General features: G+C 52.6%; 25 protein-coding genes. All 25 read right to left on the bottom strand.

Features of this window, described 5'->3' with window-relative positions; genetic code table 11:
• Positions 1-11: 11 nt before the first annotated feature.
• The gene (argF, locus tag IAE55_RS30850; RefSeq protein ID WP_200634767.1) at positions 12-968 is read right to left on the bottom strand and encodes an ornithine carbamoyltransferase; all 957 of its coding nucleotides are present in this window, start codon (positions 966-968) and stop codon (positions 12-14) included.
• Positions 969-1,014: 46 nt separating this feature from the next.
• The gene (locus tag IAE55_RS30845; RefSeq protein ID WP_183585151.1) at positions 1,015-2,211 is read right to left on the bottom strand and encodes an acetylornithine transaminase; all 1,197 of its coding nucleotides are present in this window, start codon (positions 2,209-2,211) and stop codon (positions 1,015-1,017) included.
• A 93-nt stretch (positions 2,212-2,304) separates the two neighbouring features.
• On the bottom strand, positions 2,305-3,138 hold the full coding sequence (gene argB, locus IAE55_RS30840) for an acetylglutamate kinase (RefSeq protein WP_089549760.1): 834 nt from the start codon (positions 3,136-3,138) through the stop codon (positions 2,305-2,307).
• 33 nt (positions 3,139-3,171) lie between these two features.
• Complete coding sequence (gene argJ / locus IAE55_RS30835) at positions 3,172-4,401, bottom strand: bifunctional ornithine acetyltransferase/N-acetylglutamate synthase (protein WP_200634757.1); 1,230 nt, start codon at positions 4,399-4,401, stop codon at positions 3,172-3,174.
• A 17-nt stretch (positions 4,402-4,418) separates the two neighbouring features.
• Positions 4,419-5,483: an N-acetyl-gamma-glutamyl-phosphate reductase gene (gene argC / locus IAE55_RS30830; protein ID WP_200634756.1), complete on the bottom strand. Its 1,065-nt coding sequence runs from the start codon at positions 5,481-5,483 to the stop codon at positions 4,419-4,421.
• 427 nt (positions 5,484-5,910) lie between these two features.
• Complete coding sequence (locus IAE55_RS30825) at positions 5,911-6,798, bottom strand: YitT family protein (protein ID WP_200634755.1); 888 nt, start codon at positions 6,796-6,798, stop codon at positions 5,911-5,913.
• A 127-nt stretch (positions 6,799-6,925) separates the two neighbouring features.
• Positions 6,926-8,039 (bottom strand): peptide chain release factor 2 gene (prfB, locus tag IAE55_RS30820; RefSeq protein ID WP_105444828.1). Its coding sequence is split into 2 segments (ribosomal slippage): positions 6,926-7,966 and positions 7,968-8,039, totalling 1,113 coding nucleotides; the frame shifts between segments, so codons are not numbered across the junction.
• A gap of 184 nt (positions 8,040-8,223) precedes the next feature.
• Positions 8,224-10,731 carry a preprotein translocase subunit SecA gene (gene secA / locus IAE55_RS30815; protein WP_105444829.1) on the bottom strand — a complete coding sequence of 836 codons (2,508 nt, stop codon included), beginning with the start codon at positions 10,729-10,731 and terminating at the stop codon, positions 8,224-8,226.
• 447 nt (positions 10,732-11,178) lie between these two features.
• Positions 11,179-11,757 carry a ribosome hibernation-promoting factor, HPF/YfiA family gene (gene hpf, locus IAE55_RS30810; RefSeq protein WP_145028133.1) on the bottom strand — a complete coding sequence of 193 codons (579 nt, stop codon included), beginning with the start codon at positions 11,755-11,757 and terminating at the stop codon, positions 11,179-11,181.
• A 284-nt stretch (positions 11,758-12,041) separates the two neighbouring features.
• Positions 12,042-12,239 (bottom strand): cold shock domain-containing protein, encoded by a 198-nt coding sequence (locus tag IAE55_RS30805; protein WP_105444831.1) that lies wholly within the window; start codon positions 12,237-12,239, stop codon positions 12,042-12,044.
• Between the two features lie 536 nt (positions 12,240-12,775).
• A complete protein-coding gene (locus IAE55_RS30800) occupies positions 12,776-13,111 on the bottom strand; it encodes a hypothetical protein (protein ID WP_200634754.1) in 336 nt (111 codons plus the stop codon).
• A complete protein-coding gene (gene fliS / locus IAE55_RS30795; RefSeq protein WP_200634753.1) occupies positions 13,104-13,502 on the bottom strand; it encodes a flagellar export chaperone FliS in 399 nt (132 codons plus the stop codon). Before fliS ends, IAE55_RS30800 begins: the two co-directional genes overlap by 8 nt.
• A gap of 25 nt (positions 13,503-13,527) precedes the next feature.
• On the bottom strand, positions 13,528-15,081 hold the full coding sequence (fliD, locus tag IAE55_RS30790) for a flagellar filament capping protein FliD (protein ID WP_325168707.1): 1,554 nt from the start codon (positions 15,079-15,081) through the stop codon (positions 13,528-13,530).
• Positions 15,082-15,096: 15 nt separating this feature from the next.
• Positions 15,097-15,465 (bottom strand): flagellar protein FlaG, encoded by a 369-nt coding sequence (locus IAE55_RS30785; protein ID WP_200634752.1) that lies wholly within the window; start codon positions 15,463-15,465, stop codon positions 15,097-15,099.
• 138 nt (positions 15,466-15,603) lie between these two features.
• Positions 15,604-17,337, bottom strand: coding sequence for a flagellin N-terminal helical domain-containing protein (locus IAE55_RS30780; protein ID WP_200634751.1), 1,734 nt, complete (start codon positions 17,335-17,337; stop codon positions 15,604-15,606).
• A 144-nt stretch (positions 17,338-17,481) separates the two neighbouring features.
• Positions 17,482-17,721: a carbon storage regulator CsrA gene (csrA, locus tag IAE55_RS30775; RefSeq protein ID WP_076174582.1), complete on the bottom strand. Its 240-nt coding sequence runs from the start codon at positions 17,719-17,721 to the stop codon at positions 17,482-17,484.
• Between the two features lie 2 nt (positions 17,722-17,723).
• Positions 17,724-18,173 carry a flagellar assembly protein FliW gene (fliW, locus tag IAE55_RS30770; protein ID WP_200634750.1) on the bottom strand — a complete coding sequence of 150 codons (450 nt, stop codon included), beginning with the start codon at positions 18,171-18,173 and terminating at the stop codon, positions 17,724-17,726.
• Between the two features lie 276 nt (positions 18,174-18,449).
• Positions 18,450-19,016 carry a DUF6470 family protein gene (locus IAE55_RS30765; protein ID WP_200634749.1) on the bottom strand — a complete coding sequence of 189 codons (567 nt, stop codon included), beginning with the start codon at positions 19,014-19,016 and terminating at the stop codon, positions 18,450-18,452.
• Between the two features lie 21 nt (positions 19,017-19,037).
• Complete coding sequence (flgL, locus tag IAE55_RS30760; protein WP_200634748.1) at positions 19,038-19,994, bottom strand: flagellar hook-associated protein FlgL; 957 nt, start codon at positions 19,992-19,994, stop codon at positions 19,038-19,040.
• Between the two features lie 21 nt (positions 19,995-20,015).
• Positions 20,016-21,575 carry a flagellar hook-associated protein FlgK gene (gene flgK, locus IAE55_RS30755; RefSeq protein WP_200634747.1) on the bottom strand — a complete coding sequence of 520 codons (1,560 nt, stop codon included), beginning with the start codon at positions 21,573-21,575 and terminating at the stop codon, positions 20,016-20,018.
• 155 nt (positions 21,576-21,730) lie between these two features.
• Positions 21,731-22,231, bottom strand: coding sequence for a flagellar protein FlgN (locus tag IAE55_RS30750; protein WP_152399982.1), 501 nt, complete (start codon positions 22,229-22,231; stop codon positions 21,731-21,733).
• Positions 22,232-22,241: 10 nt separating this feature from the next.
• Positions 22,242-22,526, bottom strand: a complete 285-nt coding sequence (flgM, locus tag IAE55_RS30745; protein ID WP_163882672.1) for a flagellar biosynthesis anti-sigma factor FlgM — start codon at positions 22,524-22,526, stop codon at positions 22,242-22,244.
• Positions 22,527-22,704: 178 nt separating this feature from the next.
• Positions 22,705-23,115, bottom strand: a complete 411-nt coding sequence (locus IAE55_RS30740) for a TIGR03826 family flagellar region protein (protein WP_105444841.1) — start codon at positions 23,113-23,115, stop codon at positions 22,705-22,707.
• Between the two features lie 128 nt (positions 23,116-23,243).
• Positions 23,244-24,404 (bottom strand): ComF family protein, encoded by a 1,161-nt coding sequence (locus IAE55_RS30735; protein WP_200634746.1) that lies wholly within the window; start codon positions 24,402-24,404, stop codon positions 23,244-23,246.
• Between the two features lie 21 nt (positions 24,405-24,425).
• The coding region (locus IAE55_RS30730) for a helicase-related protein (RefSeq protein ID WP_200634745.1) at positions 24,426-25,655 on the bottom strand (1,230 nt) is incomplete at its 5' end.

Below are 25,655 nucleotides of genomic sequence, written 5' to 3'. Positions count from 1 at the left end.
CCTGACTAATCTTAACCCATCAATGCGGCCATCAGCGCTTTTTGCGCGTGCAGACGGTTTTCGGCCTGATCGAAAATAACCGAGTTTTTGCCGTCGATGACCCCTTCGCTCACTTCTTCCCCACGGTGTGCCGGCAGGCAGTGCATGAACAGGTAGTCTGCCTTCGCCAGCTGCGCCAGCTTCTCGTCGACTTGATAGTTTTTGAACGCCGCCTCGCGGACCTTCTGCTCTTCCTCAAAGCCCATGCTGGCCCATACATCGGTATAAATGACGTCCGCGTCCTTCACTGCTTCTTCCGGACTGTGCGTAACGACGATCTGCGCGCCGCTCTCCTTGGCAATCTCTTGGCTTGCCTTCACCACGGCCGGATCCGGGGTGTACCCTTCCGGACTTGCGATCGATACGTTCACGCCCAGCTTGGCGCCGCCGATCATCAAGGAATGGGCCATGTTGTTGCCGTCGCCGATGTAGGCGAGCTTCAGGCCTTTCAGCTGGCCCTTGTGCTCATAGATCGTCTGGTAATCCGCCAGCACCTGGCACGGATGCGCCAGATCGCTAAGGCCGTTGATCACCGGAACGGAGGCGTATTTCGCCAGATCCGTCACATTGTGATGCCCGAAGGTGCGAATCATGATGCCGTCCAGATAACGCGACAGCACCTGCGCCGTATCGCTGATAATTTCTCCGCGTCCGAGCTGAATATCGTTTTTGCTTAAAAAGAGCGCGTGGGCTCCGAGCTGGAACGCCCCCACCTCGAACGATACCCGGGTACGGGTGGATGATTTTTCGAAAATAAGTCCGATCGTTTTGCCCTTCAGCGGCTGGTATTCCTCGCCGTTTTTCTGCTTGCGCTTAAGTTCGATCGCCAGATCGATCAAGTACTGAATTTCCTCCGGCGTATAATCGTCGAGCTCCAGCAGGTCTCTTCCCTTCAGCTCGATATCCTGCAGCAGCCCGGTTTGGCTCAACATCGTTACGTCCTCCTTTATCAGTGCATGCTCTAATGCTGCCTGGCTACGCCTTATTTACTGCGGTATGATCATGGATCAGCTCGGCAATCATGCCGACGGCCTGATCGATTTCTTCTTTGGAAATATACAGGTTCGGAAGCAGGCGGATCACGTTCGGACCGGCGGTCACGAACAGCAAACCGCGTTTCTGCCCTTCCAGCACGATGTCGTTCACCGGCTCCTTGCATTCGATGCCGATGAGCAGCCCCAAACCACGCACTTCATTGACAAAAGGATGCACAGCCACCTTTTCGTTCAGCTGCTGGATCAAATACTCGCCCATGTCCGCGGCGCGCTGCGGCAGTTGATCTTCGAGAATCGTCTCGATCGTGGCGATCATCGCTGCCGTCGCGATCGGCGTGCCGCCGAAGGTAGAGCCGTGGCTGCCCGGCGTAAACGCGTCTTTCAGATAGCCTTTGCCGAGCATTGCTCCCGCCGGGAATCCGCTGGCAATGCCTTTGGCGAGTGTGAAAATATCCGGCTCAATGCCGTAATGCTCATACGCAAACAGCTTGCCTGTACGCCCCATGCCGGTCTGCACCTCGTCGACGATGAGCAGAAGCCCATGCTGTTCGCACAGCGCCTTCACTGCCTTCAGGAAGTCCGGCTGCACGACGAGCACGCCGCCTTCCGCCAGTACCATCTCGATCATGATCGCGGCAGTGTCCGGGCCGATGGCCGCTTTCAGCGCGTCCAGATCATGCAGCGGTACGCTCTTGAAGCCGGCAGGCAGCGGCAGAAAGCCGTCTTTTACCTTATCCTGGCCGGTTGCCGTCAGGGTAGCCAGCGTGCGTCCGTGGAAGGATTGATGGAAGGTGATGATTTCAAAGCGTCCGGTGCCTTTCACTTTCTGGTGGTAGCGGCGGGCCAGCTTGATGGCCGCTTCGTTCGCTTCGGCGCCGCTGTTGCAGAAGAACACCGCATCCGCGCAGCTGTTCGCCGTCAGCAGAGAAGCTGCTTTTTCCTGGTTCGGAATGTGGAACAGGTTCGATACATGCCACAGCTCATCCAGCTGAGCTTTCAGCTTCTCGGTCACTTTCTTCGGCGCATGGCCCAGATTAGTCACCGCTATACCGCACATAAAGTCGAGGTATTTGTTCCCTTTATCGTCCCATAGCCAGCTCCCTTGCCCTTTCACCAGGCTGATCGGATATCTGGCATAGTTCTGAAACAATGAGCTTGCCTGTTCGCTTGCACTCATCCCTAATCACTCCTTCTCCCGGAGCCGCAGGTCCCTCCCTGTGCCCCTGTATTAGAAAAACGTTTATCGATGTAAATTCAAAGTACCTTTATCTTAATCCCGCACGATGCGGGTACCCAACACTTCACCCTGCAGCACCCGGCTCAGTACCCGGGGCTCACTGCCGTCCACGATGACAACTTCCTGCACGTCTCCTTGAATGCAGCTCACCGCGGCCCGAACTTTCGGAATCATGCCGCCGTAAATGTCGCCGCTGGCGATCATGTCTTCGATTTGCTGCACCGTCACCGACGGCAGCACCTGCTTCTCGCCGTCCACGGCTTTCAGGATGCCAGGCACGTCCGTGACCACGATCATCCGGTCGACTCCCAGATGGGAAGCGACGGCGCCCGCCGCGGTATCGGCGTTAATGTTGTAGCGCTGCCCGGCCGCGTCCACCCCGACCGGTGCGATGACCGGCATGTAGCCCATGGCCGTAATGCCTTTAACGATCGCCGATTCCACGTAAGTAACGTCGCCGACATGGCCAACCTCGGCTGCGTTGGCAACCGGCTCGGCCTGGATCAGTCCTCCGTCGACGCCCGACAGGCCAAGAGCCCGGCCGCCCGTGCTCTGGATCCGCCGCACGATCTGCTTGTTGATCGTTCCGGCCAACACCATCTCCACGACGTCGAGGACGTCCTCGGTCGTCTTGCGCAGGCCGTTCACGAACTCCGTTTCAATGCCCAGCTTGGCGAGATTGTCCGAAATGGCCGGACCGCCCCCATGGACGATGACCGGCTGCACGCCCTGCTGCTGCAGCTGCTTCAGATCCTCAAAGAAGGAGTCCGGCAGTGCCGCCAGCGTGCTTCCCCCGCACTTCATGACAAACGTCTGCTGGCCATCCGCCCCAATATGGGAGCCCTGCTCATTCTCCAGCGTCTTCATATGCATTCACTCTCCCCCGCAGCTGCCTTCGCCTTATGTCCGGTAAGCCGCATTGATCCGCACGTAATCATAAGTCAAATCACAGCCCCAGGCGGTGGCTTGCCCGGCTCCGCCGTGCAGATCCACGACGATGCGGACGGTGTCCCCTTTCAAGTAGGCCAACGCTTTATCTTCATCAAAAGCGACCGGACGCGATTGTTCCAATACGCTGATATCGCCAAGCCGGATGTCGACCGTCTCCGGATTTACCGGCTCGCCCGCACGCCCGACGGCAGCGATGATCCGTCCCCAGTTAGCATCGGCGCCAAACACGGCCGATTTGACGAGGCTCGAGCCGATGACCGTCTTGGCAATCGCCCGTGCCGACAGGTCGCTGACCGCTCCAGTAACGCTGACCTCAACCAGCTTCGTCGCGCCCTCGCCATCCCGCGCAATCGCTTGGGCCAAGCTCCGACACACATACGTAAACCCTTCGGCAAACGGCTCCCAGTCGGGATGCGCCGGTGTCAGCACTTCGTTCCCCGCCAGTCCGCTGGCCATGGCGATCAGCATGTCGTTCGTGCTCGTGTCGCCGTCCACCGTAATCATGTTGAACGTCACGTCCGTCGCCTGCCGCATCAGCTGCTGCAGTGCTTCCTGGTCAATGGCCGCGTCCGTCGTCATAAAAGCGAGCATCGTCGCCATGTTCGGATGAATCATCCCCGAACCTTTCGCCGCGCCGCCAATCGTCACCTCTTTGCCGTTCACCAGCACCGATACACAGGCTTCTTTTTTCACCAGGTCCGTGGTGAGGATCGCCTGCGAGAAGTCCTCCGCGCCCGAATTGGCGCTGCTGAGCCGCGGCGGCAGCGATTCGATGCCCACGTTCACGCGGTCCATCTTGAGCAGCTCGCCGATCACGCCCGTGGACGCGACGGCCACGTCCTGCTCCGCCACGCCGAGGTGGCGGGCTGCGGCCGCCCGCATGTCATAGGCATCGGCTTCGCCCTGCTGCCCGGTGCACGCGTTGGCGTTGCCGCTGTTCACGATCACAGCCTGCAGCGTGCCATTCTGCAGGCTCTCGCGCGTCACCTTCAGCGGTGCCGCTTGAAACACATTCGTGGTGTACACGGCCGCAGCCACGGCCGGCACCTCGCACAGGATCGCGCCAAGGTCATGGCGATCCGTCTTCTTGAGTCCGCAGTGCACGCCTCCCGCCGAAAAACCTTTCGGGCTGACGATCGATCCGTCCTTCACCTGCGTAAACGTCGTTAATTGTCCCATGTCTATGTTCATCCCGCTTACGGATACACCGGAGTATAGCCGAGTCCGAGATTCTCCTCCCATCCCATCATCAGATTCAGGTTCTGTATCGCCTGGCCAGCCGCACCTTTGACGATATTGTCAATGACCGAAATAATGGTGACCCGGCCCGTCCGCGGATCCGCCGCAAAACCGATATCGCAATAATTGGAGCCCAGCACTTCCTTCGTCGCCGGCCAAATACCCGTGTCGCGCACGCGCACGAACGGCCGTCCTTGGTAATACTGCCGGTACAGCTCCACAAAATCTTCGTCGTTATACACGCCGTTCAAGTTCGCATACATCGTGCTCATAATGCCCCGGGTCATCGGCACGAGCTGGGTCGTAAACGTCACGGTCACCTGCTCACCGGCTACTTGGCTTAGCACCTGTTCGATTTCCGGGATATGCTGATGCTTATTCACTTTGTAAGCTTTGAAATTTTCATTAATTTCCGCAAAATGGGTCGTCAAGCTCGTTCCGCGTCCCGAACCCGATACGCCGGACTTGGCATCGATGATAATGCTGTTCGGGTTAATCCAGCCGGCGCTGATGGCCGGAACCAGACCGAGCAGGGTAGCCGTCGGGTAACAGCCGGGATTGGAAATAAAATCCTTGCCAGCGACTTCTTCTCCAAACAGTTCGCACAAACCGAAAACGGCTTGGTCCAAATAAGCCGCATCCGGCGCGGTGTGCTTATACCATTTTTCGTACGTGGCGCCGTCCTTGATCCGGAAATCCCCGGACAAATCAATGACCTTAAGCCCCTCTTCCAGTAGACTCGGCACCAGCTTGGAGCTTACGCCCGAAGGAGTGGCCGTAAAAACGATATCCGCCTTGGCGGCGATTTCCTTCGGATCGGTACCGTCCAAATTTTGCACGATAATATCCGTTAAATGCGGAAAACCTTCCGAAATCGGCGTTCCCGCGCTCGATGATGAAATCACTGACGTAATGACTGCTTTGGGATGTCCCTGCAGCAGCCGGATCAGCTCAACCCCGCCGTAGCCGGTTGAACCGACGATCGCAATCCTAACCTTCTCCCCAGTACCGTGTTCTCCCATTCCCCGCGTTCCCCTCTCTACTGCCGCTTCTGTATAAATCATGAATAATTATGTATTATTATACGACCGCTTTTATATAAATACAACACTTTGGAACGAATTTCCCTTATCCTGTAAGGGCTTTTCCACTCCCGCCTCCTATGGTCCGAGCCTATGTACCTTTCGATCTCCAAGAAAAAAAGACCCTGTTCAAGGTCCGACCAGATTCATTCCTATGAAGTGATCCATGCGTTGCTCCCAAACCGCCCTTGTTATGTATGATGGTCGTTTATTTTTTGGTACCGGTAACGATTCGGACGGGCGGAACATCTAACCATTCCCTCCGACCTTTTCATAATGAAAAAGAGGCTGCCCAGCCACGCATGGATAACTGTTCGCCTCTTTTTGTCGTTCATTATTAAACTATGATGGATGGTGAAAAAAATGCTCAGCTGCCCTGCAGCTTAAAGCCCTCGCCCAGCACCTCATGCGCATTGCTGATGATGACAAAAGCCTCCGGGTCCACCGACTGCACCAGCGTCTTCAGCCGCGTCGTTTCGCTCTGGCCGATGACGACCATCAGCACGGTCCGGTCCGTTCCGGTGTAGCCCCCGGTGGCGTTCAGCTTGGTGCAGCCGCGGTCCAGGTCCTTCAGCACCGCCGCCGTTATCGGCTCGATATGGTCCGAAATAATATAAGCCACTTTCGAGTAATTGAAACCGAGCTCAATGGCGTCGATCACCTTGCCGGTGACATACAGTCCCACCAGCGCATACAGCGCCTTCTCCAGCGACAGCGTACAGGCAGCCAAAAGGATGACCGATCCGTCCAGGATCACGACGCACAGGGAAAAGCTGAGTCCGCTGTACTTCTGAATAATTTGGGCCAGCGTCGTCAGTCCGCCAGTGGAGCCCCGTCCCCGGTACACAATCCCGATGCCGAGACCTACCGCAATCCCGCCGTAAATCGAAGCGAGCAGCGGGTTGCTCGTCGGCAGCGGCCAGTCCTTCGTCAGATAGACGAACAAAGGCAGCACCACGCTGCCCAGCAGCGAGCGGATGCCGTAATTTTTTCCGAGCAGCAGGATGCCCAGAATAAACAACGGGATGTTGAGGGCCCACTGGGTAAAGGCAGGCTCCATGCCAAACCAGGCTTCGGTCAATACGGAAATCCCGGATACCCCGCCGGAAGCAATCCCGTTCGGCAGGAAAAACAAATTAAACCCTAAAGCGATAATAAAGGAACCGACAATGATGAGCAGCGTGTCCACCACGTGGCGCTGGGGTCCGCTCATAGGCAGCGATGCCTTTCTGCGGTTCGATGATTTCTGAGACATGAACAATTTTCTCTCCTTACCTAAAATATAAATCGGCCATCATGAAGCTAACCCTTCCGGAATGCAAAAATCAGTCCATTACACCAAAAAATTCCTACACGAATAGCGTGTAGGAATTCACTTGGTTTTATTCGGTTTCCACCTTAATTTGGCTGCGCAAATAACCGTCAATGAAAGGATCCAGGTCCCCGTCCATGACAGCGCCGACATTGCCGGTTTCCACTGAGGTACGGTGGTCCTTTACCATACTATAGGGATGAAACACGTAGGAGCGAATCTGGCTGCCCCAGGCAATATCCGACTGTTCCCCTCGGATTTCATCCAGCTGTTTTCGCTGCTCTTCAAGTTTGCGTTCGTACAGCTTCGATCGAAGCATCGTCATCGCGCGCTCCCGGTTTTTGATCTGCGAGCGTTCGTTCTGACAGGTCACGACCACACCCGTCGGGATGTGGGTAATCCGTACCGCGGAGTCCGTCGTGTTAATGTGCTGACCACCGGCGCCGCTGGCCCGGTACGTATCGATCTTGAGATCCTCTGTCCGGATCTCCACATCGACGTCCTCGGTAATCTCCGGCACGACATCGCAGGAGACGAACGACGTATGGCGGCGTCCCGACGAGTCGAACGGCGAGATGCGCACCAGACGGTGCACGCCCTTCTCGGCTTTCAGATAGCCGTAAGCGTTAAAGCCTTTGATCAGCAGCGTAACGCTCTTGATCCCGGCCTCGTCACCCGGCAGATAGTCCAAAGTTTCGACTTTGAAGCCGTGCTTCTCTGCCCAGCGGGTGTACATCCGCAGCAGCATCTGTCCCCAATCCTGGGACTCGGTGCCGCCGGCACCCGGATGCAGTTCGAGAATAGCGTTCATTTTATCGTAAGGCTGGTTCAGCAGCAGCTTGAGTTCAAAATCGTCCAGCTTCTTGGTTAACGACCCCACCGCTTCCGCGATTTCGGCGGCCAGCGATTCGTCGCCTTCCTCGTCGGCCAGCTCCGCCATCATGGAGGCGTCGTCGTATTCCTGCTGCAGCTTCTCATACTCGTCAACCGATGACTTCACCGCGTTCATTTCTGCGATGACCGATTGAGCCTTTTCGTTGTCATCCCAAAAGTCGGGAGCCGACATTTTCTCTTCGAAGTTCGAGATCATTTCCTGCTTCAGATCTAAGTCAAAGAGACCCCCTAAGATTGGTGAGTTTCGTTGCGATTTCCCGCAAGTCGTGCTTAACGCTTGGATCTAACATGATTTACTCTTCACCTCTTTATCGACATAAACTCCCTTAAGCGGAAAGACCCTGCGGCCACCCTCCTCTTCAGAGCAGCGCCGCTACGGGTCTCCCGGTTTAAGGGAGTTTTGGCTCCGCTTCTTAGGGTTGCCTAAGAAACGGCTGTTGTATGAATCATTGTACCATTTGCTTCTATATTATCTTATGCTTCTTGGCCGTGGCAGTGTTTGTACTTCTTGCCGCTGCCGCAAGGGCACAAATCGTTGCGTCCGATCTGTTCGCCGACTTGCACCGGCTTCTTCTCGGTCGGCTCGCCATTTGTGGAAACCTTGCTCTCTTCCACGACCGCCTGGCGCTCCTGGTTCGCTTCGATATGGGCCTTCATCACGTACATGGCCACTTCCTCCTGGATGCTGGCCGTCATCGTGTTGAACATCTCGAAGCCCTCGAATTGGTATTCGCGAAGCGGATCCGTACCGCCGTATGCACGGAGGTGAATACCTTGACGGAGCTGATCCATCGCGTCGATGTGGTCCATCCACTTGCTGTCGACGGAGCGGAGTACGATTACTTTCTCGAACTCACGTACCAGCTCGGAACCGATCCGTTCTTCGCGTTCGTCGTACTTCTTCTTCACCTTATCGAAGATGAACTCTTCAATCTCCTCAACCTCTTTGCCCCACAGATCGTCGCGGGTAATCGAACCTTCGTCGAGGAGCTTGCTGTTCACGTAATCAGCCACTTCCTGAAGTTCCCAGTTTTCTGGAATGTCGTCGGAGCAGTGCACCTCAACCGCACGGTCAATGACCGGCTTGATCATCTCCATGACGATATCCTTGATGTTGTCGGATTCCATAATTTCGCGGCGCTGCTTGTAGATGATCTCCCGCTGCTGGTTCATGACGTCGTCGTATTGGAGGACGACCTTCCGCAGGTCGAAGTTGTTGCCTTCGACGCGTTTTTGCGCGGATTCGACCGCACGGGTAATCATCTTGCTCTCAATCGGCTGGTCTTCCTCGAAACCGAGGCGTTCCATCATGTTCAGCACGTTGTCCGCGCCGAAACGCTTCATGAGCTCATCACCCAGCGACAGGTAGAACTGCGTCGAGCCCGGGTCGCCCTGGCGTCCGGCACGGCCACGAAGCTGGTTATCGATCCGGCGGGATTCGTGGCGCTCCGTACCAATGATATGCAGACCGCCCACATCAGCCACACCTTCACCCAGCAAAATATCGGTACCCCGTCCGGCCATGTTGGTGGCGATCGTTACCGTACCCGGCTGACCGGCGCGGGAGATAATGTCCGCTTCTTCGGCATGGTACTTGGCGTTCAGCACCTGGTGCTTGATGCCCTTACGCTTCAGCATTTCCGAAATGAGCTCGGAGTTCTCGATGGATACCGTACCAACCAGCACCGGCTGGTTCTTTTTGTGGCGCTCCACGATCTCGTCAACAACGGCTTTGAACTTGCCATTCACGCTCTTGTACACGATGTCCGGCATGTCGTTCCGTTGGTTTGGTTTGTTTGTCGGTACCTGGATAACTTCCAGGCCGTAAATTTTCTTAAATTCTTCTTCCTCCGTCTTCGCCGTACCAGTCATGCCGGCCAGCTTGCGGTACATCCGGAAGTAGTTCTGGAAGGTAATCGTCGCGAGAGTCATGCTCTCGTTCTGCACCTCGATGCCTTCCTTCGCTTCGATTGCCTGGTGCAGTCCGTCGCTGTAACGGCGTCCGGCCATCAGGCGGCCCGTAAACTCGTCGACGATCACCACTTCGTCCTCCGTTACGACGTAGTCGACGTCGCGGCGCATAATGACGTTCGCCTTCAGCGCCTGCACGATGTGGTGGTTCAGCGTAATATGGCTGTGGTCATACAGGTTTTCGATGCCAAAAGCGCGTTCCGCTTTAGCCACACCCTTTTCCGTCAGAGCAACGGATTTGACCTTGATATCAACCGTATAGTCCTCTTCCTTCTGCAGCTGCTTCACAAAGCGGTCCGCTACGTAATACAGCTCCGTCGACTTTTGGGCTTGTCCTGAGATGATCAGCGGCGTACGCGCCTCATCGATCAGAATCGAGTCCACTTCGTCAATCGTACAGAAGTACAGCGGGCGCTGCACCATTTGTTCCTTATACAGCACCATGTTGTCACGCAGGTAGTCGAAACCGAACTCGTTGTTCGTACCGTACGTAATATCACAGGCATATGCCACTTGTTTATCCGCATGGTCCATGCCGCTCAGGTTCACCCCGACGGTCATGCCCAGGAATTCGTAAATTTGTCCCATTTCCGCGCTGTCCCGCTGAGCGAGATAGTCGTTGACGGTGACCACGTGCACACCTTTGCCGAGCAGGGCGTTCAGGTATACCGGCAGGGTACCTACCAGCGTCTTCCCTTCACCGGTCTTCATTTCGGCGATCTTGCCTTCGTGCAGCGTCATGCCGCCAACCAGCTGAACGTCGTAATGACGCTTACCGAGCACGCGCTTGGATGCTTCGCGTACGGTGGCAAACGCTTCAGGCAGGAGATCATCGAGGGTTTCACCCTTCTCCAGACGCGCACGGAACTCCGCTGTTTTCCCTTTCAGCTGCTCATCGGAAAGGTTGACGAATTCCGGCTCTAATTTGTTGATCTGATCAACCGTCTTCATCAGACGCTTGACCTCACGATCGTTGACGTCACCGAAGATTTTTTTGACTATACCTAGCATGGTTAACCCCTTTCGCGCAAAACAATTGTTAGAATCAACTTCAGTTATTTCAGGGTTATGTTCAAATGAAATAGATTCTTCATGAACCAATTCACACAGACAATCGGCTGAACGATATGGATTCAGAAAGAATCGATTCATACAGGAGTATTGAAGATCTGCTGCTTGTTGAAATTGATCCGGGCAGAATCGGCTTCATACAGACAAAATGCACTGCTTGAAGTTCATTCCAATCGTGTTCAAACCGGTAATTAGAATAAAAACGGGTTTGCATAAATTGTAACAGTTTGTAAGAGATGCCGCAACAACTTACAGCCCTTACAAACGGCCTCTATTTATATACGCACGAAGAGCCCCATCCGTTGCAGGACAAGGGCTCTTTTTTTGCTCGAAACTCAATCAATATTTACATAATCATGAAAATTGTTACAACGGACCATCAATTTGTTAATACGCGCGACCTTCATTTTGCTCGATCAAACCGTATTTTCCATCATTCCGTTTGTAAACGACATTCACTTCCTGGGTATCAATGTTCGAAAAAACAAAGAAATTATGTCCGACCATGTTCATCTGCAAAATGGCTTCTTCCACGTCCATCGGCTTCAGGGTGAAGCGCTTCGTGCGGACCACTTCCAGATCGTCGTGCTCTTCCTCCGTCATCGTCGGCAGCAGGCCGGTACCGGTCGCGGCTTCTTCCGTGAACAGCATCTTCAGGCTTCCTTCCTGGCGGAACTTGCGGTTGAGCTTGGTCTTGTGCTTGCGGATTTGGCGTTCCAGCTTGTCCACGACGGCATCAATGGATGCATACATGTCATCGCTGCGGTCTTCGGCCCGGAGCATCACTCCAGGGAGCGGAATCGTTACCTCCACACTGTGCAAACCTCGAGTAACTCCAAGTGTCACATTTCCTTCTGAGGCGGGGGGTGCATCGAAATACTTCTCAAGCCTGCTGAGCTTCTTGTCGACATAGTCCTTCAAAGCGTCAGTAACCTCGATTTGTTGACCTCGAATAGCTAAATTCATAGGGCACTCCTCCTTTGCAGTTCCATTATATCACAATTGTTAACGCTAAGTAAAAAGGCGTTTTCGGGCGGCTGTCCGCCAAATGAAAGCCCTTTACTCACCCCCGCTGTCCGCCTAAAGCAGGGTAAAATTCCTTAACCGCCCAGGAGGAAATGAAACAGGTTCGATCGTGGTAAAATCCGCCGGAACACAAAGAAAGACCCTGGAGATCCAGGGTCTTATCGCTACCGTTCTTCAATTACTTAACCATCGAACCGTATATGTAGGTCGGCCTTGCCGGATGATTATAATTTCGTTACGTTAGCTGCTTGCGGTCCACGAGCGCCTTCGACGATGTCGAATTCAACGTCTTGACCTTCTTCCAAAGTCTTGAAGCCATCAGATTGGATTGCGGAGAAGTGTACGAATACGTCGCCACCTTCAGCAGTCTCGATGAAGCCATAACCTTTTTCTGCGTTGAACCATTTAACTTTACCTTGCATGCACTAACATTCCCTTCGTCGTCAAATAAAGTGTGACTTACGCCCACATTCCTGAATATACCACCCAAACTTGTCCATTGTCAATTGGAATGGAAAGGGGTTTAATTGTATAAAATTCCAAGTGGATGGGTATTCAGAACGTCGTTACGTAATCATTTATATGCTGTATTAACCGGATTTAATACGAGTGAAACGGGAAAATAATTAATTATTTGTTCCCAGTTCTTGTGTGTCTTGCGGCCCTTGTTGCTCTTCGGTCGGCCCCAGTGTCTTGTGGTTGTTGTGGTTCTCCGGACTCTTGTTGCATTACTAAGCGGGAGCTTATTCCCAATAACATCAAATCCCAAACCTTCGGCCAATTTAAATTTACCCCCTACCATTTTAATCTTGATCTATAAGACTTTTAATCAAAAATTCTCTTTGGTATAAATGACTTCTATACTTTCTGCTAGACAAATGAAAACAAAAAAGACTAGAACTCCTTTTCTAGTCTTTTCAGTGTCTTGCTATATCCGGCTTTTTTGTCAGGCTATGTGTTACTTCCTTTGGTCCATCAAAAAGCTATCCGGTGTGTATGCTGCTTCGTAAGCGCTCCGCTGCATCTTGGCTTGTCCTCTGTGCTGAAGCCAGTCGGAGGCTTCCATTTTTAGCTGGTCCATGCGGTTAAGGATGAGCGGATCCGCCTGTAAGATGCTTTGTAATTGCTCAACTTGGCTCGGTGAAAATGGGGTATGCTGCTTGAGCCGGTTCAGTTCATCAATCAGCTGCTGACGTTCCTGAACAAAGTCCTGCAGCTCCTCATAAGCCGTATACTGCAGGCGTGCTACGACGTTTTCGGTTAATGCTTGGAGCGAAGAGATCAAGTTATCCATTGGCTGTCTCTTGGCTCAAGCTGCCAGCTGTCATTTTAGCAGCTTCGGCAAAGGTCTCCCGCAGATCCATCAAATACCCCAGCGCCTCTTCAGCAGGTGCCACTGTCTTTTTCACGTTGGACTCGATCAGCAGATGATTAATATATTCATATAAAGAAGCGAGTCCTTCCGAAACCGCAAAACTTCGGTCCAGCGTAGAAAGCAGCTCGTTGACGATACTTTGGCTTTTGCCTAAATTCAAATTGGCCTTCTGCAAATCTTTCTTCTGCAAGCTGTCGATTCCAGCACGGACGAAGCGGATCGCTCCGTCGTACAGCATCAGAAGCAGCTGCCCTGGCGTAGAGGTTTGAACGGATGACTGACGGTATTTTTCATATGGAGATGTTATCAAGTGTCTTCACCCTTTACTAAAAAAATTATTGGGTAGTTCCGAACAGACTGGACGACTGGGACTGCAGTTGGTTCATGGCCGTTTCCATCGCGCTAAATTGCTGGTAGTATCGGGTCTCCTGATCATCAAGCCGCTTCATTAAATCGCTGATTCGCGACGTATATTCCTTCATTTGTTTCCCCATGACGCTCTCGTCTTTGAAAGCCGCACTGAGGTCCCCGCTGAAGCGGTTCGTACCGGCACGATCGGAGAACTTTTGGAGCGTGTTTGTCATGGTGGTGGACAACTTGCTTACGATCCCGTCTGAGCCTTGGAAGACGTTGGACAACTGTTGAGGATTGCTTTGCAAAGCCTGTTTCAGCTTGTCCTCGTCCAGATATAGCTTGCCGCCCTCGTAGTATTGGCCCGTTGTGATACCCATAGAGCTGAGTTGACCAATACTGTTGTTGATGACAGAACGCATAGCGGTAATGGTGTCTTTAAGGATGTCGTCATTTTTCAGAAGACCACTTTTCGCCTTGGCTTCCCAGGCTGTGATCTCGGTTTCTTTCATGGCCGCTCTTTGCTCGTCGGTCAGTGGCGGAAAGTCACGATATTTCTCCTCGTCCACCTTGGTGTTCATGGTGTTGAGCAGATCGTTGTAGGTGTCGATGAAGGATTTGATGGTTTCAACGGCTTTGGACGTATCAATCGTAGTTGTTATAGTAGCCGGATTAGACCCTGTCTCTTTTAAAAATGTCAAACTAATCCCGTTAACTGTTAACGTATTATCTTTAGTTGTAAACTTATTGGTTCCTACGACTTTCCCGCTAGAATCCAAAGTGTTGATTTCAACTTCTCCATCCTTGCCGCCCTGAACGGTGGCACCTTTAAGATTCAATAATCCTAATAAGCTAGAAGTTTTGGTACCGGTATTACCGTAGTCACCTTCGCTAATGCTAACTTTCTTATCAGTTCCGTAATCTTTTGCAGTAATCGAAAACTTACCACTGACTTCGTCAAATGCTGCCACAACGTTGGCACTGGAATTATTGATTTTGCTAAGTACATTGGAAATCGTGTCTTTTGTTGAAAAGTTAAACTCTACGTCATTGACCTTAATTTGGAATGTTTCCGGTTTATCATCTGTTGGTGCCGGATCTGTGGCTGCAACATAACCATTTAAATTTCCAATTGTGGTATTCAAACTGGCTTTAGTTGGCGTCGGTCCGGAAGAATCTTTAATATTTATTTCACCCGTGGACTCGACCGTTGCTTTGGTAGCCAACTTCGTCACAGTAACACTCATAGGAACGGAAGACGCATTAGCTGAAGCTTCGGCCTTAATGGCATCCTTATTCCCATCAACCACTGCGGTTTGAGCCGTCATGTTACTGGTTTTACCAAAGAGATCTGTTGCAGATAGTTTAGCTTTAAAAGCAAATACCTTGCTGTTCATTTCTCTGTAGCTATCACGCTGCCAAGAGAGGTATGTTTTCTGTTGGTTTAATTTATCCAGTGGGGCACGTTTAGCAGTCATCAATTGCTTGACCATACTGTCGATATCCATACCTGAAAAACCGTTTATACGAAGTGTCACTTTCGGAATTCCTCCTTACACTTTAGCGTCAATCATAATGCCCGCCAATTCCATCATCTTGGCCACCAAGTCCAAGGTTTTCTCCGGCGGAACTTCTCTGATTACTTCTCCTGTTTCTTTATTGAGCACTTTGACCATGATTTCATGGGTTTTATCGTGAATACTGATATCTAAGGTTGTCTCCGGTCCTTGAAGGGTTTTTACGGCCCGGTCAATATTGCGGATCAGCTGCTCTTCCCCAATCGAAACCGAAACGCCCTGTTTTTCTTTCAATGCCAAATCCTCACCATTTCGGATCATGGATGCTGCACCACTCATAGATGCCGCCGAATCTGTTTTGTTCTGAGATGAGGTACTCGCAGTCAAGGAAAATTGCACATTCATCCTGGCTACCTCCGACTAAAGGATATATATACTATTTATCGGCTTGTATCGCTTGGAGGTTTAGTTGATGTTGAATAAATGTAGAAAATAAAAAAGAGCCCTGGGAAAATCCCAGAACTCTTAATGAACATTTTAAGATTAACGAAGCAATTGCAGAACGCCTTGTGGCTGTTGGTTCGCTTGAGCCAACATCGCTTGTGCAGCTTGAGCTAGGATGTTGTTCTTCGTTTGTTCCATCATTTCTTTCGCCATATCAACGTCACGGATACGGGATTCAGCTGCTGTCAGGTTCTCGGAAGCTGTTCCCAGGTTGTTGATCGTGTGCTCCAGACGGTTTTGAACGGCACCCAGTTTGGAACGAGCGCTGGAAACGGTTTGAGTAGCTTTGTCAAGAACTGCGATAGCTTTAGAAGCATCTTCAGCAGTAGAGATGTTCAAAGCAGCTTCAGTTTTCACGTCGTTCGTTCCGTTAGTAACGGAGTTTTCTTTCGTGAAGCCAGCTTGACCAGCGTTACCCGTGATTCCAAGAGCTGCGGAACGCATGTCGTCAATTGTCAGAGACATCGATTGACCTGTGTTCGCACCGATTTGGAATTTCGTGTTGAAACCGGATCCTTGAGCACCAGGTCCAACGACTTGGTCAACGTTATCGATAGCTTCTGTTCCAGCAAAACCAAGCTGTGTCAGTGCAGCACCATTACCGTTTGCTACAGAAATGTCTTTACCAGTTTCAGAAATAAATTGAATTTCGTTATCTTTGGAGAGAGAAGCTGTGACTTTACCGTCAAGCCCTGCTTTTTGCAGTGCTGCATTCAGGTCTTTTACCAGATCATTCATAGCGGCCTGAGCAACGTTTTTATCAGCATTCGCTGTATCATAAACTTTAGGAGTTGTACCGTCATTCAACTTCACTTCAACTGCACTGTCAGAACCCACAGTGAATTTCAGGGTATCATTTGCATTAATTGTTGTTTGTGCAGTAATTGCGTTTGTAGCTTGAAGCCCAGCACGTTCAACTGTAGCAGGATTACCTTTTCCCTCAACAACTACTGGTGTTGCTGCAGTATCGTCAATAGTAAATCCTAACTTAGCTCCTTCTGTTGCATCACCAGAAACCTGAATATTGCTTGTAGTACCAGTGGACTTTGCTGTAATAACAAGTTTGTTAGTTGCGTCTACTTTAATGTCAACCAAATCAGACAGTTTGGTACCACCAGATGTTACTTGTCCTAACTTTGTAGCCAAGTCTTTAGCAGTTTGTGTGGCATCACTTGCAGTTCCAGCGCCGTCGATATCATCTGATCCATAATTTATTGCGCCAATATTAAAGGTTTGGCCATCAACTGTAATTTTAACTCCGGCACCAAGGGACTGTGCACCTGTGTCAGCAAGAGCAGCACCAGTAACCTCGGCACTTGTAGCTTTAGTCAGCTTAGTTCCATCGTTAGAACCAATACCACCATTCAGCAACTTCTGAGTGTTGAACTCAGTTGTGTTACCGATACGGTTGATTTCGGAAGTCAATTGGTTCATTTCGTCTTGCAGAGCGTTACGGTCTGTATCTGTGTTCGTTCCGTTCGCAGATTGGTTGGAGATTTCGCGCATACGTTGCAGGATGCTGTGAGTTTCGTTCAGTGCGCCCTCAGCTGTTTGGATCAAGGAGATGCCGTCTTGAGCGTTACGGGAAGCCTGGTCCAAACCGCGGATTTGGCCGCGCATTTTTTCGGAGATTGCCAGGCCGGCAGCGTCATCGCCCGCACGGTTGATGCGAAGACCGGAAGACAGTTTCTCGATATTTTTGTTTGTGTTTGCTGTGTTAATGGACAGCTGGCGGTGAGTGTTCAACGCCGCAATGTTGTGATTGATAATCATTGGGTATTTCCTCCCTGAAATATAGTTAGTACCACGTCCATGTGGTAACGCTGCCTCTTTAAGGTCGGCCGCCCCGCCAAAGCAGCGTCTAAACTATATATCGACACAGCGAACATCTCTTTTTAGACTTTTCTCGTGATTTTTTTATTTTTTATTCGGATCACGCAATTTTCCCAGGAGAGCTTCCAGCATAGCCGGTGCGGGTGCCGCCGACTCCTGGTTGCTCTCTTTGATCGAGAGGTAGATCTCTTTGCGGAAAATATCAATATGCGGCGGAGCGGAAATGCCGACTCTCACCGTATCCCCTTCCACACTCAATATCGTGATCTCGATTTGATCCTGAATGACGATGGACTCATTTTTCTTACGCGATAATACCAGCACGATTATTCACCCGCCTTTGCTGAGGGTTGGGAGCCGTTTTCGCTCCAAAGTGGATGCCGCGTCTGATACGGAGAATGGTGCAGCACCACCTGCTTGCCCAGTTTTTTCTCGGGGTTCAGTACCACAGGCGCAAGCAGGTTCATGGTGGACTGATCGATTTGCTCTTTTAACGAGATGATGCAGCGGATCACGACCTGGGATTGAATGTCCAGCTCCTCCGTGTCCGCCTCCGGCAGCTCGAACTCGTACTGAGGGAAATAAACAAATGGATCTCCCAGCAAGAAAGCAAAGCCGGGTTCCTTCGTCGACTGCAAATAATCAAACGGGCCGTCCTCCAGCGAAATCAGCGCGAACTCCGTTTCCTCCTCGAATCCCGGCATGCCTTTCGGAAACCGATAAATTTGCTCCTCGGCGATGTCGAGCTCTCCCCAGGATGCGGTCTGTATAATCATGGCGGTCACTCCTTGTTCATCGATTGATAGTTGGGGGCAAGTACGTAAAATGCCTCTACGATCACTCTTGTTTTCGGATTTCCTGATTGTATTGAATCCATTTAAGGTAGAAATCCGAAAGCCAAATGCGACCGCTTCGCTTTTTCGAAATAATTTCACTCCCTTGCTTGCATCGTATTCTTATGCTCAACTTATCTCAAAATAAAAAGAAAACTATAGAAGGCGATCGAGAATCCCCCTCTATAGTCTACTCTATCAACTCATACCTGCCCAACATCAGCGCTGGGTATCAATTTCCGGTGGGATATACTGCACCGACGCGTACTGCTTCATATAAATGTCCAGCTTGCCCCGGGTATATTCGATCTCCGGCCGATTCACCTGCACCTGAATATCCGTGTGCGCCTTCCGGAACTCGATATCCGGCGGACGCGTGTCGATTTGGATATCGACGTTATCGATGGAAGCTGGCGTGCGCGTCTCCGGAAAAGGAACCGACTGCCAGTCCTCGCCATAAATATTCGCGATCGTGTTGCTGGCGATATGAATGGCCGCAGCGCGGTTACCTTCCTCGACCCTTCGGGCAATCCCTTGTAGATACAGCTCCTGAAAGCCGGAGTAGATCCGGCTGTTCATATCAATAATGTTGCCGCCAGTGAAGGCCGAAAACGCTTTGGACTGATCCACATGAAGCTCCGGCTTGTACTGGTGAATTTCCAGCTCCGACGGAGTGGTGGTCATAGTCACGTCAGCCTTAGGCTGGCGAATGGAATACTGACCCAGGTCAGCATCGATTCCAATCTGGGCCCGGGTCTGGCGGATTTGCAGAATAGGCTGTATCATACCTTCCTCCTACAAACGATACTATCTCAGAAAATCAACCAGAGTTGGTTGAATGATTTTGGAGCCGGCAGACAGCGAGGCGTTATAAATGTTCTCCTGGATTTTGGAGTTCATGATCAGCTCCGCATAGTCGGCGTCTTCGGTTTTAGCCTGAAGATCCGTCAGGTTGATGTTAAGATCGGACAACCGGTCCTGCATCAGCTCGATCCGGTTCGTTTTGGCGCCGAGCTCCGCGCGGGACGTGAGCATTTTCTCGGTGCGGCTGTCGATCAGTTCGAGCTGGGAAGACAGTCCTGCAAAGTTGCCGTCATCCAGATTTTTCGTAATATTTTCAATAATGTTAAAAATGTTGTCCGCATCGTTCCCGTTCCCGAACACTTCTGTACCGGTCATGTTGATCGGGAGCTTCACGCTTTCGCCAACGCTGAAGTTGATAAGACCCTTATCCGTAACGATATCGGCAATCCCCATACCATTTGGTGACCCGTCCGCGTTCAGACCTGTCGTGTTGGAGGTACCGTCATCGTTTTTCGGAAAATCGTACGGCTTCTTGTCATACGCTTCCCCGTTAAAAACATACTTCCCGTTCAGCTTGCTGTTTGCAATATCAATCAGCTGTTCTTTCAGCTGGGACACTTCCTGCTTGATACTATCCAGGGCAGACTGCGGATTCGTGCCGTTCGCCGCTTTGGTTGTCAGCTCGCGCAGACGCTGCACGACATCTCCAGCTTCGCTGAGCACTGTATCATTAAAATCCAGCCAGGACAGCGCGCTGTCCACGTTGGATGTGTATTGGTCATTGGAAGCCAGCTCCGAACGGTAGCGCAGCGAGTAAGTAATGCCCACGGGATCGTCCGAAGGACGATTCAGCTTGCGGCCGGTGGCCAGCTGGTTCTGCGTGTTGTTCATCTCGCGCGCGTTGCGGTTCAAGTTCAGGAGCAGCTGGGAGTTCATCATATTGGAAGTCACTCTAAGCATTTCATTAACCCACCTTTACCGTTATCTTCCTACAGTTCCTGTTGAGTTGATCAGTTTGTCCAGCAGCTGGTCGAACGTGGTCATGAACCGCGCGGACGCGCCATACGCATGCTGGAACTTGATCAGGTTCGCCATCTCCTCGTCCAGAGAAACGCCGCTGACCGATTGACGCTGGCTCTCGACCTGCTGTACCAGAATGTCCGAGTTTTGCGTCTGCCGGCTCGCTTCCTGGGCTTGTACCCCCAGCTGTCCCACCATCGAGCTGTAATAGCCGTCGATCGTCGTAGAGCGGGTGCCGTCCGGCGAAGTAAAGTTGGTCTGCTTCATATTAGCCATGAGCAGGGCCAGCGTATTGCTTCCTTTGACAACCTTCTCGTCCGTTCCCGAGCCTTCGGTTCGCATTGAGGTAGCAATCAGGGTGGGATCTTCCGCAATCTTCGTGTTCAGGCGGATATTTCCCGCCGTAATCGGACCACCATCGCTAGATTCAAAGAAAGGCAGACCGCCCGTGGTGGTCCCATCCATCGTATATCCCAGCTGGTGCAGGCCGTTCAGGCCTTTGACGGTTACGACCGTATCCAGATCGACCACCCGCCCGGTAATGCCCGGGAGGGTGACGCCGGCCGGCAGTACGCTGCCTTTAGGAATCGTGATCTGGATATCGCCGTTCGCCAAGGTGTTGGCCAAGTCATTGAGCTGCTTCTGGTAATCCTTCACGTAGCCTTCGCGGGACGCAATGATGCCATAAACCTCTCCGCCCTGCAAATTTCCTGACGCGTAGGCTGCTTCAAGAAAAGCACCCCGGTCATCCGGACCCGTACCATCCACATCCGCACTCACGGCAAACCCTTCGACGAGGGCTTGTCCGCCCATCGAAATATTATAACCTTGGTCGGTGTCCTGGACCGTGATGTTAATGATTTTGGACAGCTTGTCCGTCAGGAGGTCGCGTTGGTCTCTAAGGTCATTGGCATTGTCCCCGAGTCCCTCAATCCGCGTGATCGACTGATTCAGGTCCGCGATCGAGTTCAGGTAGTTTTGAACCTCACTGGCTTTGACGCCGACGTTGGCGGTCAAATCCTGGCTCATTTTATCCAATTGGCCGCTCATGTAGTTCATTGCATCCGTCAGGGCTGTTGCATTTTCCTTGACGACTTTGCGCGCCGCGGCGCTTTCCGGATCTTTGCTCAAGTTGGACCAGGAATTCCAGAAGTTGCCGAGCACCTTGCTGATGCCCGTATCCGACGGCTCGTTAAAAATACCCTGCAGCTTGTCCAGCGTATCCGATTTGATCGTCCAGCTGCCGTTGGCGTTGCTTTCGCTGCGGAACTGCGTATCGAGAAAGCTCTCGCGGATCCGTTCAACCGACTGGTATTCAACCCCCGTGCCCAGCTGTCCAGGCGCAATGGAGCGGTTCATGCCGTATGCCTCGATCGGACGGGACGCCTGCATTTTCACCGTTTGCCGGCTGAAGCCTTCCGTATTGGCGTTGGCGATGTTATGGCCGGTCGTACCCAGTGCAGCGGTCTGCGTAAACAGACTTCGTTTGGCCGTCTCGATGGAATGGAATGTGGATGTCATGCAACAAAATCCTCCTTCACGTTCGGGGGAGAGCCGGGCTCACCCATGTCTCAATTGCCCCACGTTGTGGGTCTCTGCTTCTTCGTTGGTTCATGTGAAAATCTGCGGGGAGCCCCGACACTCGTAATGCTCATTAGAAAAAGACTTCTAAGGACCTAAGCCCTTGAATCGAAAAGGCCGCTCCGGGCCGTGTTCCCGCTCCGATCCGCCGGATGGTGGTAGGTGACATCCTGATTCGGTCGGCCGACCAGAATATCCAGGGACAAATCTATAAACGAAAGCGACTGCTCGATCAGCTTCTGGTTCAGCTCGTTCGCCCTTTTCAGCTTCTGCAGGGTCTCCGACAGCTTCTCCTGAATGGCAAGCAGCCGCTTCTTCTCTTCCACGTCAAAAACAAGCCGCGACAGTTCCGTCAGATTCAGGTTCAATTCCGATTTGATGCCGCGTTCGCGTAAATACTGCTGGGCGGAGACCGCGCGCTTCTGTTCGAGAATTTCGATCTGCTTTACCAGCTTGGCTTCCTGGTTCATGATCTTGATGAGAGACTCTACTTCGTTGGCAATGATGGCTTTCTTCTTCTCCGCGGTCAAGTCCAGCATATGGAGATGAACCGTATCCAACTGCTCCAGCAGGTCGATTAAAGTATGAACAGACATATGGGGTCACCTAATTCCTTGGGAAATCTTTAAAATAAGGCATCAGCTTATCGGCCAACTTGCCTGCATCGACTTGATAGGTGCCGGAGGATATTCTCTGCTTCAGATCCTCGAGCTTCTTCGCTCTCTCCGGGTCAATGACACGGCTCTGGGCCTCAAGCATTTCAATCGCCTCCGAAGAAATGGAAACCTGGTCCTTCTTGCGTGCAGGCTTTTGCGCTTCCTGTCGCTGCGTCTCCATATTCCGTTGATAAGGGTTAACTCCACCAATTCTGCCGGTATCATTAATTTTCATATCTTCCACCTTCTTTCACAATATGCGGGCTGCTCCGCCGGGTACTCACCCGGCCTCCCAAGCCGACACGTCAGCCCGTTCGCATGCAAAATGCAAACAACCGATAATCTTTACTAAGTTTATCGGTCGTCACTGAAGCATTATTAATAGCTGCTGCCGTTTTTAGTGCGGCAGTCGGTTATTTGTGGAATTTATCCACGACGCGGTAGGCACCTTCGCCCGGTTTTCTAGGACCGGAAGCCTGATCTTGGCCTGCTTGTGCAGCCTGGCTGAGCTCCCGGGTCAGACGGGTGCGGCAAGAGTCGCACATATGCCCCTCACGAATCAGTGTACCGCAAACCTCGCACGGATACATCAAGTTCGGTGCATTCACGATCGAGATCCGGCCCTCACGGACAAAACTCGTAATCTGCTTGACGGAAACACCAGTGGCTTCCGAAAGCTCCTGTATATTGGCACCCTTCTGCTCCCGCAGATAATCCACGCAAATCTCGTATTCGCGTTCGATCTCCTTGATGCAGTTCGGGCAAATGTCTCTGAAATTGGCAGCAAACAATCTGCCGCAGCGAGGGCAATTCGCGAGATTCATAATAACTCTCCCCTTATCGAATACCAAATCAAGCCATGATGATATGGTTCTAGATTACCTTATTCCGGCTCCCCTCGTCCATCTTAATTTACGAATTTCGGTAAATCTTGACATGATTTTTGTCGTTATTACGACCTGGCCCACGTCAGGCTATACACTTCAGAGGCAAGCCCCATTCCTTGGCGCAAAGTACCCTGCAGCACCTCTGCACACGCATTGATCGTGCTTCCCGTCGTATAAATGTCGTCTATTAAAAGAATTTGCATGGGCAGAGGGGCATCCTGAGCCGTTATAGCATGTCCATGGCTTTCATGACGAGTCATCTTGCTATTACTATGACTTGCTTTAGATGGCATCCCATATGTACGCATATACAACGATAAGGCTGCTGTCACCCCCTCCTCATGCACAGCAAACACATTCTTCATCGAATCGATCCGCTCCTGACGGGATTTATAGCTCTGCTTGGCGGTGTGCTCCCTGCGGACCAAAAGCGGCATGACGGGAATCCGATGCTTGCTTCCAAGCCCTCTCGCCAACACCTCCGCCTGATTAAATCCCCGTTCCTTCAACCGGACGTCGCTTACGGGTACATAAGTAATCACGTCCGGCTTCCATAAAGCCTGCCCCGATGATTCTCTTAATCTATGGAAAAAGGGAAGCTCTGGCAAAACGGAGCCGACCCTTGAAATAACCATGGAGCTAAGCGTTGAAAAGAACCCAATAGAGGCATCCGATTGAATACGCTGATTTTGGGGGTGGAATGTGCGAAATGTGTGGCCTGGTACAGTGCCTGAACTTCTCGTTGAAAATAAACCTGGCGAGGATGCTGAAATTCCAGTAGATGAAGTTGAATCCCCAGAAGACGGCAGAAGCTTTCCTTGCGCCAGTTTAGGGTTAAGACCGAGCAATAGGCTGCTCAGCTCCTCCTGCATCTGCACAAAAGCTTGATTCAGCATATGGACAATCAGATCCGCGTATTTCTCATGTCCGCGATACTTATATTGGGCCAGCCACTCTCTCATTACCCCGTTATACTGGACGGCGCTCCGGTTACAGACAAAAGATCGGTGGCTCATCTCTTCTCGCAAACAGTCCGGACAGCCGATGGCGCGGCCGCAGCAGAGGCAGCGCGGATTATGAATCCAGGGGATCGCCACTACGCAGGATCGGCAAATGCCCGGCCATTCGCGCACAAGACGGCTAACGCCGCCGCAGGTCAGGCACGTTTCGCCGGGTGGAGACAGCAAATACTGCATCATCTGTAACAATGAATTACTGGACTTCAACTTATCATCCCTCCTATCGGCTTATGACTTAGAAGGCTGCTCCTTTAAATATCCGTGCTTGCCGGCAATCCAATTCATCGCCTTGATCTGGTTTACGGCCAGCTTTTGGGACAACGTCCACTGGGATGAAGCAAAAATGACCCTTCCTGCCGGATCCTCGGAAGACCGTCCGGCCCGGCCGGCCATTTGGACGAGCGACGCCTCGTCGAACAGGCTGCTGTCCGCATCCAGGATATACACGTCGCTGCGGGGAACGGTCACCCCCCTCTCCAGAATGGTTGTCGTGACGAGCAGGCGAATTTCCTTCTTCCGGAAGGCCATGACTTTCTCACCCCGCCCAGAGTCTTCCGAGGATGTCCCTTCCACCGCAGTATCTTTGAACCGGCGGCGTAAAATTTCGACGAGCGGTCCGATATGGCGTATCCGGGAGACAAATAAAAAGATCTGCGCTCCCCGGTCAATCGACCGGCGGAGCTCCCCAGCCAGCGGTCCCAGCAGCTTCGGCTGCCGCAGGCAGGTTTCCACGCTGCGCATCGCGATCCGCTTCGGCACAGGCAGCGGGTGGCCGTGATACCGGACGGGTACCTTGGCATGCGGCAGCGTGCCCCGGGATACCTCCCGCTGCAGCGGACGCGGTGGTGTCGCCGACAGGTACACAAATTTCCCGTCAGCCTTGCAGGCATGCTGCGCCGCATAGGCCAGCATAGGGTCGTTATGATAGGGAAATGCGTCGAGCTCATCGATTACCACCAGGTCAAAGGCGTGATAGAAACGCATCAATTGGTGGGTGGTCGCGAGCGTCAAGGCGCCGCTTTCCCAGCGCTCGGCGCAGCCGCCGTACAGGGTGACGATCCGGACACCGCTGAATGCTTTGGCCAGGCGTGGGGCGAGCTCGAGCACCACGTCCCTGCGCGGCGTGGCCACAAGCACGCGCCCACCCACCGCCAGCACGGAGTCCAGCAGCGGGAAGATCATTTCGGTTTTGCCCGCGCCCGTCACGGCCCACAGGAGGAAGCGGGAGGGCGCGATGCTGGTGCCGCTTCTCTGCGCGGCACCCCATCTCGGCCGCATCCAGCCGGTGCGGCCGCCTGTCGCGGAGCCCCCACGGGGTGGCTCCGCCAGAAACCCCAGCGCGGCCCAGGCGGCATCGCCCTGGGCTGCGCTCAATCCCCACCGCCCCGCGACGGCGGCGGTGGACTCCCGGGGCCGGGGCCCCCGCGCGCCCGCCCCAGCGGGGGGGACGCCGCACCC

The sequence above is a fragment of the Paenibacillus sp. S28 genome (assembly GCF_016624415.1).
GTDB lineage: Bacteria > Bacillota > Bacilli > Paenibacillales > Paenibacillaceae > Paenibacillus_AQ > Paenibacillus_AQ favisporus.
Note: the sequence above shows the minus strand (reverse complement) of the source record. Positions and strands in the feature narration are given on the sequence as shown.

Excerpts from the sequence above, each read along its gene's own strand:
- IAE55_RS30845 (WP_183585151.1), bottom strand. The coding sequence starts at position 2,211 with ATGAGTGCAAGCGAACAGGCAAGCTCATTGTTTCAGAACTATGCCAGA.
- argB (WP_089549760.1), bottom strand. The coding sequence starts at position 3,138 with ATGAAGACGCTGGAGAATGAGCAGGGCTCCCATATTGGGGCGGATGGC.
- argJ (WP_200634757.1), bottom strand. The coding sequence starts at position 4,401 with ATGGGACAATTAACGACGTTTACGCAGGTGAAGGACGGATCGATCGTC.
- argC (WP_200634756.1), bottom strand. The coding sequence starts at position 5,483 with ATGGGAGAACACGGTACTGGGGAGAAGGTTAGGATTGCGATCGTCGGT.
- IAE55_RS30825 (WP_200634755.1), bottom strand. The coding sequence starts at position 6,798 with ATGTCTCAGAAATCATCGAACCGCAGAAAGGCATCGCTGCCTATGAGC.
- secA (WP_105444829.1), bottom strand. The coding sequence starts at position 10,731 with ATGCTAGGTATAGTCAAAAAAATCTTCGGTGACGTCAACGATCGTGAG.
- hpf (WP_145028133.1), bottom strand. The coding sequence starts at position 11,757 with ATGAATTTAGCTATTCGAGGTCAACAAATCGAGGTTACTGACGCTTTG.
- IAE55_RS30805 (WP_105444831.1), bottom strand. The coding sequence starts at position 12,239 with ATGCAAGGTAAAGTTAAATGGTTCAACGCAGAAAAAGGTTATGGCTTC.
- IAE55_RS30800 (WP_200634754.1), bottom strand. The coding sequence starts at position 13,111 with ATGGATAACTTGATCTCTTCGCTCCAAGCATTAACCGAAAACGTCGTA.
- IAE55_RS30785 (WP_200634752.1), bottom strand. The coding sequence starts at position 15,465 with ATGAATGTGCAATTTTCCTTGACTGCGAGTACCTCATCTCAGAACAAA.
- IAE55_RS30780 (WP_200634751.1), bottom strand. The coding sequence starts at position 17,337 with ATGATTATCAATCACAACATTGCGGCGTTGAACACTCACCGCCAGCTG.
- fliW (WP_200634750.1), bottom strand. The coding sequence starts at position 18,173 with ATGATTATACAGACCGCATCCTGGGGAGAGCTCGACATCGCCGAGGAG.
- IAE55_RS30765 (WP_200634749.1), bottom strand. The coding sequence starts at position 19,016 with ATGATACAGCCTATTCTGCAAATCCGCCAGACCCGGGCCCAGATTGGA.
- flgL (WP_200634748.1), bottom strand. The coding sequence starts at position 19,994 with ATGCTTAGAGTGACTTCCAATATGATGAACTCCCAGCTGCTCCTGAAC.
- flgK (WP_200634747.1), bottom strand. The coding sequence starts at position 21,575 with ATGACATCCACATTCCATTCCATCGAGACGGCCAAACGAAGTCTGTTT.
- IAE55_RS30750 (WP_152399982.1), bottom strand. The coding sequence starts at position 22,231 with ATGTCTGTTCATACTTTAATCGACCTGCTGGAGCAGTTGGATACGGTT.
- flgM (WP_163882672.1), bottom strand. The coding sequence starts at position 22,526 with ATGAAAATTAATGATACCGGCAGAATTGGTGGAGTTAACCCTTATCAA.
- IAE55_RS30740 (WP_105444841.1), bottom strand. The coding sequence starts at position 23,115 with ATGAATCTCGCGAATTGCCCTCGCTGCGGCAGATTGTTTGCTGCCAAT.